Genomic DNA, 14,062 nt, shown 5'->3' on the forward strand with positions numbered 1-14,062 from the left:
TAGCGAATAGCGAATAGCGAATAGCGAATAGCGAATAGCGAATAGCGAATAGCGAATAGCGAAGTATTCAGAGGCAGGTTGGCCCGTCCATACTTCTATTCGCTATTCGCTACTCCCTATTCGCTCAATCCCCTACTCGTTGATCAGCCGCTTCAAAAGCTCGATCTCGTGGCTGAGCTTGGTGTCGCCGGCGATCAGTTCCTCGATCTTGCGTACGGCGTGCAGCACGGTCGTGTGGTCGCGTCCGCCGAAGCGGCGGCCGATCTCCGGGAAGGAGCGCGGCGTCAGCGTTTTCGACAGGTACATGGCGATCTGGCGCGGCTTGACGATCACGCGCGTGCGGCGGTTGGAGACGAGTTCCTGGCGCGAGACGTTGTAATGCTTGGCGACGACGCGCTGGATGTCCTCGATGCGCACGCGGCGCGGCTCGCCGGCGGCGACGAGATGGCCGAGCAGCTCGTCGACGCGCTCGATCGTCAGGTTCGGCTCGAAGGAACGGCGGAAGAGGAGCTGGTTGAAGGCGCCCTCCAGCTCGCGGCCGCTCGCGGTGACGTTGCGGGCGACGTGGCTCAGGATCTCCACCGGAATGTCCAGCGTCGTGTCCTCCTGCCGCGCGGCGGCGAGCCGGCGCTTGAGGATTTCCAGCCGCATCTCGTAGTCCGGACCTTCCATCTCGATGGCGACGCCGCCCTGCAGGCGCGAGCGCACGCGCGGGTCGAGCGATTCCAGCTCCCAGGGCGCGCGGTCGGCGGCGACCACCACCTGGCGGGCGGAATCGAGCAGCATGTTGAGAAGATGGCAGAACTCGTTCTGAATCGAGTTGCCCTGCAGGAACTGCATGTCGTCGATGACCAGGAGGTCGATGTTGCGCAGCGTCTCCTTGAGGGAGAGCGCGTCGTTGTCGCGGATCGCCGTCGCGAAGCGCCACATGAAATATTCGGCCGTGAGATAGACGACGCGCGGATTGCGCGCGCTCGCGAGCGCCGCGATGGCGATCGCCTGGAGAAGATGCGTCTTGCCGAGGCCGACGCTCGAATGGACGAAGAGCGGGTTGAAGCGCACCGCACCGGCACCGGCCTCGGCGATGGTGCGGGCGGCGGCGAGCGCCACGCGGTTCGAGGTGCCTTCGACGAAGCTGTCGAACGTGTAGCGCTGGTCGAGCGGCGAGCCGAAGAGCGGCCCCGAGGGCTGCGGGCGCGGCTGGGCGGACGCGGCCACCGCGGCGGCGGCGCTGGCGACCGGCTGCGGCGCGGAGGCGGCACGGCGCGGGCTCGCCTGCGGGGCGGGCTCGCCGGCGGCCTCTTCCGCATGGCCGGCACGCGCGCCGCGCAGCGCGCTGCGCACGACGATCTCCACCTTGAGGATTTCGGGGTCTTCCTGCTGGAACAGGCCGGTGATGAGATCGAGATAGCGGTTGTTGATCCAGGACTTCAGGAAGGTCGTGGGAACCGAGAGGCGCACGACGCTCTTGGAGGTCGAATGAAGCTTCAGGCGTCCGAACCAGCTCGCAAAAACGTCCGGACCGACCTGCGCCTTCAATCGCGCACTGACCCGTTCGAAAAGCGCGTCCTGCTTCATCTCGGATTGTACCCCCGCCTGAGCCCCTTCTTGCGGGAGCATTTGCCGTGCTTCTTCCCCTTTTGCGAATGCATCAGCCGTTCTGGCCGTATTCGTCTGCATCATGCCGCCTTTCATTCTCAATTCGCCGTGCCGGCAAAGCCTGCCGGCACCCCTCAATCCGGCCTCGCCCGTCCGCACCATGCATGGCCCGGTCGGGTTCGGCGTGTCCCGGCCGCCCGGCCCCTTCCCCGGCACGGCCCCTGTCTCGTGTCCATGCGGCCGGCCGCCCACCTCGGCATCCGCCCGCATGCGCCGGTCCCCCGCTCCCTCGTCGAGCGGAACCGCATTCTTCCCGTCCCGCGGCCTTCCTCGACGGCGCGGGGCAGGACGACCGGCCGAAGACACCCATCCAGAAAGCCGGAGGCGTCTGGGACAAGTGTTGCCGGTTTGATGATTTTGCGAAGCGGAGCCGCCTCGCTACAAGGGACGAACGCCTCTCCCTGTCGGCTAAGACAGCGTTCCGGCGATCACGTGAAGGCTGTGTCCGCGCCCCCTGTGGAAAGCATTTAGGCAGGATCGGACGGCAAGATCAATCACGAATTTTACGCGAAATTAAGGCGCGACCGTTGACTCCAAAGCCGCTTCCTGACTCGGGCAAGCCTCCCTGCGGCAGAATCTCTTGAGAATCAATGGCTTTGTTTTGCGACGGTTTTCAAGGCACGCGGAAAACGAGAAAAATAAAAATTCGCTTGACTCCGAAAGCCGTCAAACTCTCGTAGCGGAAGGGCCGAGCCGCCGCCCCATCCTCTCGCAACACACTGAATTGAAACGATTTTTTTCGTCACGCCGCTGACATGATCGAGCCTTGCACATTAGCCGTGGCAGGGCCGAAAAAGCAAAGAAAAAGCCCGGCGCAAGCACCGGGCAATTTCTAATATTGCATAGCTCGGGAGGCTGGCGCTCAGGCCTGCATCGCCTTCACGCGGCCGGCGAGGCGCGAGACCTTGCGGGAAGCCGTGTTGGAATGCAGCACGCCCTTCGTGGCGGCGCGCATCAGTTCCGGCTGGGCCGCCTTCAGGGCGGCGGCGGCGAGCGCCTGGTCGCCGGAGGCGATCGCCTCCTCGACCTTGCGGATGAAGCTGCGGACGCGCGAGCGGCGCGACTTGTTGACTGCGGTGCGCGCGGCGATCTTGCGGGTCGCCTTCTTAGCCGAGTTCGTATTGGCCATCTATGCCTCTCTTCAGAAATCTGACACACACTCCGCCCTCGCCCTGCCGGGTCACGCGACCTCGATCCGTTCCTGTCGGCAGGCAATTCGGGAGCAATATCGGAAAACCGTCGATTGGCTTTCCAAACTGAGCGCGGCGTATAAACGGAAACCGCGCCGCCGTCAACGCGGATTCTCGTTTCATCGGTGGCCGAAGGCGGGCGTGCGCTTCTCGATGAAGGCGCTCATCCCCTCCTTCTGGTCCTCGGTCGCAAAAAGCGCGTGGAACAGCCGGCGCTCGGCGCGCATACCCTCCGCAAGCACCGTCTCCTGCGCGCGCACCACCGCCTCCTTGGCGAGCATCGCCGCCGGCAGCGAGAAGGAGGCGATCTTCTCCGCCGCCGAGAGCGCCTCCTCCAGCAGCCGCTCGGGGGCGACGACGCGAGCGACGAGGCCGGCGCGCTCCGCTTCCGCCGCGTCCATCATCCGGCCGGTGAGGATCAGGTCCATCGCCTTCGCCTTGCCGACGGCGCGCGTCAGGCGCTGCGTGCCGCCCATGCCGGGAATGATGCCGAGCGTGATCTCCGGCTGGCCGAACTTCGCCGTCTGCGAGGCGATGATGAAATCGCACATCATGGCGAGCTCGCAGCCGCCGCCGAGCGCGAAGCCGCTGACGGCGGCGATCATCGGCTTGCGGCACGAAGCGACCCGGTCCCAGCCGGCGGCGAGGTCCTCGATCATCGCCCGGGCAAAGCCGTAGGGCTGCATCTCCTTGATGTCGGCGCCGGCGGCGAAGGCCTTTTCCGAGCCGGTGACGACGATCGCGCCGATGCCGTCGTCGGCCTCGAAGCCGGCGAGCACCGCCGTCAGCTCGTCGAGGAGCTGCCGGTTCAGCGCGTTCAGCGCCTGCGGCCGGTTGAGCGTGACGAGGCCGACGCGCCCGCGCGTCTCCACCAGCAGCGTTTCATAGGCCATTCCTTCTCTCCTCTTCGTCTTGATCTCTTACGTCTGGCAGGCCGTGCACAGGAAGGTCGAGCGGCCGCCCTGGACGATGCGGCCGATGATGCCCGTGCAGCCGGGGGTGCGGCAAGGCTCCTTCTCGCGGTCGTAGACGGAGAAGGAATGCTGGAAATAGCCGAGCGAGCCGTCGGCGCGGATATGGTCGCGCAGCGTCGAGCCGCCGGCCTCGATGGCGTCTGCGATGACGGCACGGATCGCCTCGGTCAGGAGGACGAGCTCCTTCTTCGGCCTGCCCGCCGCCGTCACCAGCGAGCCCGCGGCCCGCTCCGGCGACAGATGCGCCCGCCACAGCGCCTCGCAGACGTAGATGTTGCCGAGGCCGGCGATGTTCTTCTGGTCGAGCAGCGCGGCCTTCAGCGGCACCTGCCGGCCGCGGAACTTCGCCGCGATATAGCCGGCGTCGAGCGCGTTGCCGGTCGGCTCCTCGCCGAGGTCGCGGAAGAAGGGATGGCCGGCGATCGCCTCGCGGCGGGCGAGGTCCATGAAGCCGAAGCGGCGCGGGTCGTTGTAGACGACGCGCCGTTCCCCCTCCGCCGTCTCCAGGTGGAGGACGACGTGATCGTGGCGCGCGTCCTTGCCGCGCGGGATATGGAAGGCGCCGGGGGCCTCCTCGCCCTCCACGCGGAAGGAGCCGGACATGCCGAGATGGGCGATCATCACGTCGCCGCCCTCGAGGTCGACCAGCAGGTATTTCGCCCGGCGGCCGAGCGAGAGGACGCGCCGGCCGGAAAGCGCCTCGGCGAAGCCCGCCGGGAAGGGAAAGCGGAGGTCCGGGCGGCGCAGCTCGGCGCGGCGGATCAGCGCGCCCTCCATGACGGGGGCTAGCCCGCGCCTGACCGTTTCCACTTCCGGCAGTTCCGGCATGATCGCTCCTTCGACGCGGCGGACGCTTTGCCGCGCCTCGCCATTTCCCTTGTCGCCTTCCTTGCTCTATATACGCGGCACGTCGCGTCCAGATAGCGCGGCTGCCGGCAATTCGCTATGGTCTTTGCGGCAAACGGGCTGCGACAGACCGGCCCATGGAGTTGATGATGACGGAACAGCGCACCTCCGCCGACGGCGGCATGGAGACCTCCTACGGCTTCCGCCAGGTCGGCGAGGGCGAGAAGCAGGCGCTCGTCAACGACGTGTTCCACAAGGTCGCCAAGCGCTACGACATCATGAACGACGTCATGTCCGCGGGCCTGCACCGGGCCTGGAAGGACGCGATGGTGGCAAGCCTCAACCCGCGCCGCGACCCGGCCTACAGGGTGCTGGACGTCGCGGGCGGCACCGGCGACATCGCCTTCCGGATCGTCGAGGCCTCGGGCAGGCTCGCGCATGCGACCGTGCTCGACATCAACGGCTCGATGCTTTCCGTCGGCGCCGACCGGGCGGCGAAGAGAGGGCTTTCGGCCAATCTCGAATTCGTCGAGGCCAATGCGGAGACCCTGCCCTTCGAGGCCGGCACCTTCGACGCCTACACGATCGCCTTCGGCATCCGCAACGTGCCGCGCATCGACGTGGCGCTCGCCGAGGCCCACCGGGTGCTGAAGCGCGGAGGGCGGCTGCTGGTGCTCGAATTCTCCGAGGTGGAGATGCCGCTCCTCGACCGCGTCTACGACGCCTGGTCGTTCAATGCGATCCCGCAGTTCGGCAGGATGATCACCGGCGACGCCGAGCCCTACCAGTATCTCGTGGAATCGATCCGCAAGTTCCCGAACCAGGAGGATTTCGCGACGATGATCCGCAAGGCCGGCTTTTCGCGCGTGACCTACACCAACTATACCGGCGGCATCGCCGCGCTGCATTCGGGATGGAAGCTGTGAGCCTCGTCCTCGACATCGCCTTCGGCGGCCGTCCCGCATGAGCATTGTCGGCGCCTATCTCCGCCTCGTCCGCGTGGGCTGGGTGCTCGTGCGCGAGGGCGTCGTCTCGACGCTGCCGGCGGACGGCCTGCCGCCGCTCGCGCGCACCGTCCACGCCGTCGCCGGCCTGCTTGCCCGCCGCCGGGCGGCGGGCGAGGAGCGCGGCACGCGGCTCGCCCGCGCCATCGAGCGCCTCGGTCCCTCCTACGTGAAGATGGGCCAGTTCCTCGCGACGCGGCCGGACGTGGTCGGCGCCGAGATCGCCGTCGATCTCTCCGCGCTGCAGGACCGCATGGCGACCTTCCCTCGCGAGTCGGCCGTCGCCATCGTCGAGGCCTCCCTCGGCCGGCCGCTCGACGACCTCTATGCCGAATTCGGCGAACCCATCGCCGCCGCCTCCATCGCGCAGGTTCACCCGGCGACGGTGCGCGATGCGACTACTGAGCGGCGCGTCGCCGTCAAGGTCATCCGGCCCGGCGTGCGCCAGCGCTTCGCCCACGACCTGGAGGCGATGTATGCGGCCGCGCGGCTGCAGGAGACCTTCCTGCCCGACACGCGGCGCCTCAAGCCGGTGGAGGTGACGCGCACGCTGGAGCAGACGACCAAGGTGGAGATGGACCTGCGGCTGGAGGCGGCGGCCCTGTCCGAGCTCGGCGAGAACACCCGCGACGATCCGGGCTTCCGCGTGCCGAAGGTCGACTGGGAGCGCACCGGCCGCGACGTCGTCACCATGGAATGGATCGACGGCATCAAGATGTCGAACATCGAGGGCCTGAGGGCCGCCGGCCACGACCTCGACCGGCTCGCCGACACGCTGATCCAGTCCTTCCTGCGCCACACGCTGCGCGACGGCTTCTTCCATGCCGACATGCACCAGGGCAACCTGTTCGTCGACCCCGAGGGGGTGATCGTCGCCGTCGACATGGGCATCGTCGGCCGGCTCGGCAAGAAGGAGCGCCGCTTCCTCGCCGAGATCCTCTACGGCTTCATCACCCGCGACTACCAGCGCGTCGCCGACGTGCATTTCGAGGCCGGCTACGTGCCCGCCCGCCACAACACGGCGAGCTTCGCCCAAGCGATCCGCGCCATCGGCGAGCCGATCCACGGCCAGCCGGCCGAGACCATCTCGATGGCCAAGCTGCTCACGCTGCTCTTCGAGGTGACGGAGCTCTTCGACATGGAGACCCGCACCGAGCTCGTCATGCTGCAGAAGACCATGGTGGTGGTCGAGGGCGTGGCGCGCACGCTCAACCCGCGCTTCAACATGTGGAAGGCGGCCGAGCCGGTCGTCGGCGGCTGGATCCGCGACAATCTCGGGCCGAAGCGCCTGCTCACCGACCTGCGCGACGGGGCGCACGCGGCGCTGCGCCTCGCCGAGGCCGCGCCCGAGATCGCCGCCAGGGCCGAAAAGCTCTCGCTGGAGATCACCGCCATGACGGAAAAAGGCCTGCGCTTCGACGCCGAGACCGCCGAGGCGATCGGCCGCGCCGAGGCGCGCCACAGCCGCTCGGGCCGGATGGCGCTCTGGGTCATCGCCGCAACGCTTCTCTATATCGCCTGGCAGCTCGCCTGAGGGCACCCGCCACCCGGCGTTGACAAGCCGCAAGAATTGCAGTCCATATCGGCCGATCGAGGGGCAATCGATTTTCCGACATGAAGAGACTGAGACGCGGCATTGCCGTCCTGGCGATCACTGGCAGCGCTTTCCCGGCTTTCGCCGAGGTGGTTTCGCGCGTCTCGGCGCCGGAAGGCTCCGTCGTCGCCCGCAAGACCGGCGAGGAGGTGCGCTTCGTCGAGATCCCCGACTGGCGCGGCGTCGAGGTCAACCAGGACCTGCTGGCAGGCGACACGCTGCGCACGAACGCCCAAGGCAACCTCGCCATCCGCTTCGTCGACAACACGCTCGTGCGCATGGGCCGCGAGACGGTCCTGCGCGTGCGCAGGATCGACGCTGCCTCGTCGAGCGAGCTGGACCTTCAGGGCGGCACGATCTGGGGCCGGGCCGAGCGCGGCGGCAGCGGGCTGACGATCGACACGCCGGCGGCGGCGGCCGCCATCCGCGGCACCGACTGGTCGCTTCGCGCCGACGGCAACCGCACGACGCTCACCGTCCTCGAAGGAACGGTCGAGCTTTCCAACGCGCAGGGCTCCGTCATCGTCAACCAGGGCGAAGGCGCGGTCGCGACGCTCGATCAGGCGCCGCGCAAATACATCCTCGTCGATATCGAGGAGCGCGAGCAGATCCTGCTCTACCGCGAGATTCGCAGCAGCTTCTCCTCCCTGCCGGTGGACGAGGGCGGCGGACGCGCGGCGCGCAGCCGCATCCTCGACAAGCCCGAGGCATCGCGCAGCGACGAGGACTGGCTCTCGCTCGCCGAGACGGCGCTCGCCCATGACGGGCGCGCGGCGGCCGAAGCCGCCCTTGCCCGCCTCGACCGGCCGCTGCCGGCGGCGCTCGAAGCGCGCGCGACGCTCGTCGAGGCGATGATCGCCGGCCAGGCGATGCGCTACGACGAGGCGATCCTCCTGTTCCGCAAGGCGCTTCCCGGCCTTTCCGGCGAGCGGCGGACGACGGCGCACTACGGCGAATGGATCGCCGCTTCGCTGAAGGACCCCGATGCGGCGCTCGCCCCGCCCTCGCTCAACGGCACGCCGGCGACCGCCGGCGAGGCCATCGCCCAGGCGACCGTCGTCGCCCATATACGCAGCCAGGCCGAGGCGATCGCGCTTCTGAAGAAGGCGGAGCGGCGCTTCCCCGACGACGCGTCGCTGCCGGCGATGCGGGCAAGCCTCGCCTTCGAGCTCGACCGGCGCGACGAGGTGCAGGCGGCGCTCGACCGCGCCCGCGCGATCGACCCGGACGACCCGTCCTACCTGCTGATGAGCGCCCGCTTCCGCGCCACGGTTTCCAGCGACCTCGACGGCGCGCTCGCCGACCTCATGCACGCGGCCGAGGTCTCGCCCGGCGACGACGCCGTCTGGAACGAGATCGGCATCGTCCAGAGCGACCGCAACGCGCCCATCGAGGCGGACGCCGCCCACCGCCGCGCCGCGGCGCTCAATCCCGAGAACGCCGCGGTGCGCGCCAACTACGCGCGCTTCCTGATGGACAACGACCAGATGGCCGCCGCCAGGCGCGAGATCGAGGCGGCCGAGGCGCTCGATCCGACGTCCTACGCCGTGCTCGCCGCCAAGGGCCGCTACCTCTTGCGCATGGGGCGTACGGCCGAGGGCGAGACGGTGCTGCAGGAGGCGGCTGCCGTCAACCCGACCGACGGCGACGCGCTGATCGGGCTTGCCATCGCCAACTACCAGAGCGGTGCCGCCGAGGAGGCCGCACAGGCGCTCGACAATGCCGACCGCTTCGACCGCGACAATCCGAGCATCGCGCTGATGCGCGCCGGCATCGCGCTCGACCAGTACCGCGCCGACGACGCCATCATCAACGCGCGCGAGGCGCTGCGCCGCCGGCAGGCGCGCGGCGGCTACTATGCGGGTTACGACGCCAACCGGCAGGCCTCGGCGGTCCTCGGCGCGACGCTCGAGAACATCGGGCTCGACGAATGGAGCCAGTACCACAAGGACCGGGCCTTCGACCCGTTCATGGCGTCGAGCTACGACGACGAGCAGACGGGCGGCCAGGTGAACCCCTTCGTCGGCGTGCCGCCCGTCGGCCTCGACCGCTATCCGGCGGGTTCCCTCTATCTGCCGACGAACCTGCAGAGCCTGATGCTCGACCCGCTCGCCGTCGCCACACAGGAGCGCAGGAACTCGCTGGAGCAGCGCAGCTTCTTCGAGGCGAGCCTGACGGGCGGCCTCGCCAACGAGGGCGGCGGGTTCGGCTGGGACGGCGACGTCAACGTCAAGGGAACGAGCTACGCCGCGGTCCCCCTCAGCTACAACCTCCAGGCCCAGATCGCGCGGCCGGAAGGCACGCGCGAGAACGACACGAGCGACTTCGAGGGCGGCGTGTTCGAGCTCGGCCTCAGGCCCACGCTGGCCGACAACGTCTACCTGTTCGGCAGCCTGAGCAGGAGCGTTACCGGCTATCCCGGCCAGGTCCTGTTCCCGAAGCTCTTCGACACCGCCGAGAGCCGCAGCGACACGCTGGGCGCGGGCTGGAGCCATACGATCGCCGACCGCAACGTCGTGCAGGCCTTCGCCATGCTGGAGCGCATCCGCACGACGGCCGACTTCGACGGCGTCGACGAGGAGGGCCCCTATCATCTCAAGCAGGACGACGAGACCGATCGCGGGAGCTTCGGCCTCAGCCACCTCGTCGGCCTCGGCCCGCTGACGCTGCGCTACGGCGCGGAGACCGTGCGCTACGATTCGACGATCGACAGGACCTTCACGGACCTCGACACCTTCCTAGACTACTCCGAGCGGAGCACGTCCGACGGCCGTGCCTTCCGGCTCTATGCGGACGGGATCCTCGACGTCACCAACGACCTCAAGCTCCAGGCGGGCGCCTATTATTCCCGGTTCGATTCCAGCGGCGGCGCCTTCGATACGGTGGACCCGCGCATCGGCGTCGCCTGGGCGCCCGTCGAGAACCACTGGCTGCGCGCCTCCTATCGCCGCGACACGCAGTTCCCGGTCACGCAGACGCTGTCGCCGGTCTCGACGGTCGGCCTCGTTCCCCTGCAGGTGCCGCTGTTCTACGAGGGCCAGGCGAAGACCGCGGCGCTGCGCTGGGACGCGGAGTGGAACGAGCGCCTCTTCACCTCCGTCGAATACCAGAACGTGCGGTTCGCGGGCGCGGCGATCGACATTCCCGACCTCTACGGCCTGTACAGCACCGATTCCGGCAAGATCGACCGGGTGAGCGTGGCGGCGAACTACTGGGTCGGCAACGGCCTCGGCCTGTTCGGCTCCTTCGCCTGGCACGAGAGCACGGACACCACGCCGGGCACGAGCGGCGATTCCGTCCCGCTCGTGCCCGACTATATCGGGCAGCTCGGCTTCACCTATGTCCACCCGGCGCGCATCACGTTCAGCGTCGCGCAGACCTTCGTCGGCCCGCGCACGGGCGCGCAGCTCGTGGACGAAGTCGACGGCACGCCCTTCGTCCTCGCGCTCGACCGCTACTCCACGACGGACCTGGCGGTCGGCTGGAAATCGGAAAGCGGCCATCTCGAGATCGCCCTCCAGGTGCTCAATGCCTTTGACAACGACATCGAGATGGCGCCGGATGTTCCCGCCCCCGGCCGCACCTTCCTCGCGACGATGAAGGCGCGGTTCTGAGCGGGCGCACGCTTGACCGCCCCCGCACCGACCCTAGTCTTGCCTCCATGACCGACCAGCCGCAAAGCGTGACGCCGCCGCAGCCCTTCCTGGAACGGGCGCGCCGGCAGCTGCGCGGCCTCTACTTCGGGCGCGACCGCGAGGCGATCCGCTTCCAGTTCGCCATGCTCTGCGTCGACGTGGCGATCCTCGGCTTCTTCGTCGCCGGCCCCTATCTGCGCAAGGGCCCGGCCTATATCGTCATCGACTATGTCGTCGCGGCGGTAATCGCCTTCGAGCTCGCCGCCCGGATGCTGGTCGCGCCGACGCTGCGCTACTGGCTGATGCGGCCGATGACCTGGGTGGACATCGTCATCCTCGGGACGCTGCTCTTCCCCGGCCAGCTGCACAACTTCGCCTTCCTGCGCGTGCTGAGGATCTGGGCGATCAGCCAGAGCAAGCTGGTGACGCTGCTGCTCGTGCGCACCGGCTACGGCCGCATCGAGGACGTCTTCCAGGCCTGCGTGAACTTCCTCGTCTTCCTCTTCGTCGTCACGGGCTTCGTCTACAGCAACTTCTTCTACGGCGACGAAGGCGTGGCGGGCTTCGTCGACGCGCTCTACTTCACCGTCGCGACCGTGACGACGACCGGCTTCGGCGACATCGTCCTGCCCGGCACGCTCGGCAAGCTCACCGCCATCGTCACGATGATCGTCGGCATCTCGCTCTTCGTCCGCCTGGCGCAGGCGATCGTGCGGCCCTACAAGGTGAACTTCCCCTGCCCGCAATGCGGCCTCGCCCGGCACGAGGCCGACGCGGTCCACTGCAAGGCCTGCGGCCATATCCTCAACATCCCCGACGAAGGCGCCTGACGGCGCGGGAGTTCCGGCCGGACGTGTGGCAGGCGGCAGGCCGGCCCCGCGGAGCCCGCCGCGCATGACTGCGGCCACCACCAGACGTGCTTCTTCGAGAAGGTCAAGAAACACGGCGCCCATGGCCACCCGTCATCCAGCGGGCCAAGATCTGCAGACAGGGGGCCGGCCGGACCGGCAGGTGGCTTGGAAAAGCCTTCGCGACGGGATAGGAGGGTATGAGCGCCCTCGGCCCGAGGGCTCTCGCACGCCACGACCCGGAAGCCACCATGTCCCTTGCTGGAAAACGCATCCTTCTCGTCATCTCGGGCGGCATCGCGGCCTACAAGAGCCTCGACCTCATCCGCCGGCTGCGCGAGCGGGGTGCTGCCGTGCGCCCGGTCATGACGGCGGGGGCGCGGGAATTCGTGACGCCGCTCGCCGTCGGCGCGCTCGCGGCCGGCCATGTCTATACCGACCTCTTCTCCCGCGAGGACGAGCAGGACGTCGGCCACATCCGGCTCGCGCGCGACTGCGACCTGATCGTCGTGGCGCCGGCGACGGCCGACCTGATGGCGAAGATGGCGAACGGCCTTGCCGACGACCTCGCCTCCACCGTGCTGCTGGCGACGGACCGGCCCGTGCTCGCCGCTCCCGCCATGAACCCGAAGATGTGGGCGCATCCGGCGACGCGCCGCAACGTCGCCGCGCTGCGGGCCGACGGCATCTCCTTCGTCGGGCCGAATGCGGGCGAGATGGCGGAGGGCGGCGAGGCCGGCCTCGGCCGGATGGCGGAACCGCTGGAGATCGCGGCTGCGGCCGAGGCGCTCCTTGCCGGCGGCGACCGGCCGCTTGCCGGCCGAACCGCCGTCGTCACCTCCGGCCCGACGCACGAGCCGATCGATCCCGTGCGCTACATCGCCAACCGCTCCTCCGGCCGGCAGGGCCATGCGATCGCGGCGGCGCTGGCGAAGCTCGGCGCGCAGGTGACGCTCGTCTCCGGCCCGGTGACGCTTGCCGATCCGCCGGGCGTGACCGTGGTGAAGGTCGAGCGGGCGGAGGAGATGCTCGAAGCCGTGCTCGCCCGCCTGCCGGCGGACATCGCCGTCATGGTCGCCGCCGTCGCCGACTGGCGCGTGGCGGCGGCGAACGCGGAGAAGATCAAGAAGCGGCCGGGCGAGGCCCCGCCGCCGCTGCTGCTCGCCGAGAACCCGGACATCCTGAAGACCGTCGGCCATCACGCCGGCCGCCCCAAGGTCGTGGTGGGCTTCGCCGCGGAGACGCAGGACGTGGAGGAGAACGGCCGCGCCAAGCTGGAGCGCAAGGGCGCCGACCTCATCGTCGCCAACGACGTCTCGCCGGAGACGGGCATCATGGGCGGGACGCGCAACAGCGTGAAGCTGATCACCGCAGCCGGCGTCGAGGCCTGGCCGGATCTGTCGAAGGAAGAGGTCGCCGAGCGGCTGGCGGGCTGGATCGCCGGGCGTTTCAGCCGGCAGCCCTGACCTTTTCGTTCATGCCGCCCGCGGGCCTGCCGGCGGGCGAGAAGATGCGCATGTCGACGCCGTTCTCGCCGAGCACGACGGCGCTTCCCTCCGGCACCTCCACCCAGGCCTCGATATCGTCGTTGAGCGGCTCGGAGACGAGGCAGTAGCCGCCCGTCTCGCCCATCGGCGCGGCGTAGAGCGTGGGCGCCGCGCTGTCCGTCGCGTAGCGCACCGCATAGAGATCGTGGCCGTCGGAGAAGGCGGCGGTGAAGCGGACGAGCACGCGCCGCTCGAGATGGGCGGCGAGCCGCTCGACGAAGGCGATCGCCTCGGCCATCGCGCCGAGCGGATCGCGCGCAAGCCCGAACTGCAGGGCGAGCAGGAACAGCAGCTCCGAGTCGGTCGAGCCGGTGCGGGCGCCGTAGAGGTCGTTGTCGAGCATGGTCTCCAGCGGCCGGCGCAGGTGCTCGAAATCGGCGATCTGGCCGTTGTGCATGAAGGTCCACACGCCGTTGACGAACGGATGGCAATTGTCGCGCCGCGTGCCGCCGCCGGTCGCCGCCCGCACATGGGCGAGGAAGAGCGGCGAGCGGATCTGGCGGGCGATGCTCTTGAGGTTGCAGTCCGACCAGGCGGGCAGGATGTCGCGATAGAGACCGGGCTCGGGCCGCTCGCCGTACCAGGCGATGCCGAAGCCGTCGCCGTTGGTCGCCGTCTTGGCGCGGGTCGCGCAATGGGACTGCTCGATCAGCGAATGGGCGGGCGAGGACACCAGTTCCTCGAGGTAAAGCGGCTCTCCGCGATAGGCTGCCCAGCGGCACATGGTTGTTCTCGCTCTCGACGTTGGACCCGATGCATTCACCC

General features: G+C 68.8%; 10 protein-coding genes. 5 read left to right on the top strand and 5 right to left on the bottom strand.

The features are described from left to right. Nucleotides 1-132: 132 nt before the first annotated feature. The 4 genes from dnaA to mutM all read right to left on the bottom strand — a co-directional run bounded on the left by dnaA (nt 133) and on the right by mutM (nt 4,651). Entirely contained in the window at nt 133-1,578 is a 1,446-nt protein-coding gene (gene dnaA / locus NNZ72_RS15860; protein WP_371747768.1) for a chromosomal replication initiator protein DnaA, read from the bottom strand. A 943-nt stretch (nt 1,579-2,521) separates the two neighbouring features. Next, complete coding sequence (rpsT, locus tag NNZ72_RS15865; protein ID WP_257316358.1) at nt 2,522-2,788, bottom strand: 30S ribosomal protein S20; 267 nt, start codon at nt 2,786-2,788, stop codon at nt 2,522-2,524. 180 nt (nt 2,789-2,968) lie between these two features. Then, on the bottom strand, nt 2,969-3,742 hold the full coding sequence (locus NNZ72_RS15870; protein ID WP_257316359.1) for an enoyl-CoA hydratase: 774 nt from the start codon (nt 3,740-3,742) through the stop codon (nt 2,969-2,971). A 27-nt stretch (nt 3,743-3,769) separates the two neighbouring features. Continuing rightward, nucleotides 3,770-4,651, bottom strand: coding sequence for a bifunctional DNA-formamidopyrimidine glycosylase/DNA-(apurinic or apyrimidinic site) lyase (mutM, locus tag NNZ72_RS15875; RefSeq protein ID WP_257316360.1), 882 nt, complete (start codon nt 4,649-4,651; stop codon nt 3,770-3,772). A gap of 167 nt (nt 4,652-4,818) precedes the next feature. On the opposite strand from mutM, the gene ubiE reads away from it, so the two are divergent. The 5 genes from ubiE to coaBC all read left to right on the top strand — a co-directional run bounded on the left by ubiE (nt 4,819) and on the right by coaBC (nt 13,216). Further along, the gene (gene ubiE / locus NNZ72_RS15880; RefSeq protein WP_257316361.1) at nt 4,819-5,595 is read left to right on the top strand and encodes a bifunctional demethylmenaquinone methyltransferase/2-methoxy-6-polyprenyl-1,4-benzoquinol methylase UbiE; all 777 of its coding nucleotides are present in this window, start codon (nt 4,819-4,821) and stop codon (nt 5,593-5,595) included. A 37-nt stretch (nt 5,596-5,632) separates the two neighbouring features. Continuing rightward, a complete protein-coding gene (ubiB, locus tag NNZ72_RS15885; protein WP_257316362.1) occupies nt 5,633-7,207 on the top strand; it encodes a 2-polyprenylphenol 6-hydroxylase in 1,575 nt (524 codons plus the stop codon). A gap of 80 nt (nt 7,208-7,287) precedes the next feature. Further along, nucleotides 7,288-10,881, top strand: coding sequence for a tetratricopeptide repeat protein (locus NNZ72_RS15890; RefSeq protein ID WP_257316363.1), 3,594 nt, complete (start codon nt 7,288-7,290; stop codon nt 10,879-10,881). Nucleotides 10,882-10,928: 47 nt separating this feature from the next. Then, nucleotides 10,929-11,732, top strand: a complete 804-nt coding sequence (locus NNZ72_RS15895; protein WP_257316364.1) for a potassium channel family protein — start codon at nt 10,929-10,931, stop codon at nt 11,730-11,732. Between the two features lie 269 nt (nt 11,733-12,001). After that, a complete protein-coding gene (gene coaBC / locus NNZ72_RS15900) occupies nt 12,002-13,216 on the top strand; it encodes a bifunctional phosphopantothenoylcysteine decarboxylase/phosphopantothenate--cysteine ligase CoaBC (RefSeq protein ID WP_257316365.1) in 1,215 nt (404 codons plus the stop codon). On the opposite strand, the gene NNZ72_RS15905 is transcribed toward coaBC, so the two are convergent. Further along, nucleotides 13,200-14,021, bottom strand: a complete 822-nt coding sequence (locus tag NNZ72_RS15905; RefSeq protein ID WP_257316366.1) for a class II glutamine amidotransferase — start codon at nt 14,019-14,021, stop codon at nt 13,200-13,202. The genes coaBC and NNZ72_RS15905 overlap by 17 nt on opposite strands. Between the last annotated feature and the right edge of the window lie 41 nt (nt 14,022-14,062).

The sequence above is a fragment of the Shinella pollutisoli genome (genome assembly GCF_024609765.1).
Classification (GTDB): Bacteria; Pseudomonadota; Alphaproteobacteria; order Rhizobiales; family Rhizobiaceae; genus Shinella; species Shinella pollutisoli.

Bases quoted from the DNA above. Each gene is read 5' to 3' on its own strand.
- rpsT (WP_257316358.1), bottom strand. From the start codon at position 2,788: ATGGCCAATACGAACTCGGCTAAGAAGGCGACCCGCAAGATCGCCGCG.
- NNZ72_RS15905 (WP_257316366.1), bottom strand. From the start codon at position 14,021: ATGTGCCGCTGGGCAGCCTATCGCGGAGAGCCGCTTTACCTCGAGGAA.
- coaBC (WP_257316365.1), top strand. From the start codon at position 12,002: ATGTCCCTTGCTGGAAAACGCATCCTTCTCGTCATCTCGGGCGGCATC.
- NNZ72_RS15870 (WP_257316359.1), bottom strand. From the start codon at position 3,742: ATGGCCTATGAAACGCTGCTGGTGGAGACGCGCGGGCGCGTCGGCCTC.
- NNZ72_RS15895 (WP_257316364.1), top strand. From the start codon at position 10,929: ATGACCGACCAGCCGCAAAGCGTGACGCCGCCGCAGCCCTTCCTGGAA.
- mutM (WP_257316360.1), bottom strand. From the start codon at position 4,651: ATGCCGGAACTGCCGGAAGTGGAAACGGTCAGGCGCGGGCTAGCCCCC.
- ubiE (WP_257316361.1), top strand. From the start codon at position 4,819: ATGACGGAACAGCGCACCTCCGCCGACGGCGGCATGGAGACCTCCTAC.
- dnaA (WP_371747768.1), bottom strand. From the start codon at position 1,578: ATGAAGCAGGACGCGCTTTTCGAACGGGTCAGTGCGCGATTGAAGGCG.
- NNZ72_RS15890 (WP_257316363.1), top strand. From the start codon at position 7,288: ATGAAGAGACTGAGACGCGGCATTGCCGTCCTGGCGATCACTGGCAGC.
- ubiB (WP_257316362.1), top strand. From the start codon at position 5,633: ATGAGCATTGTCGGCGCCTATCTCCGCCTCGTCCGCGTGGGCTGGGTG.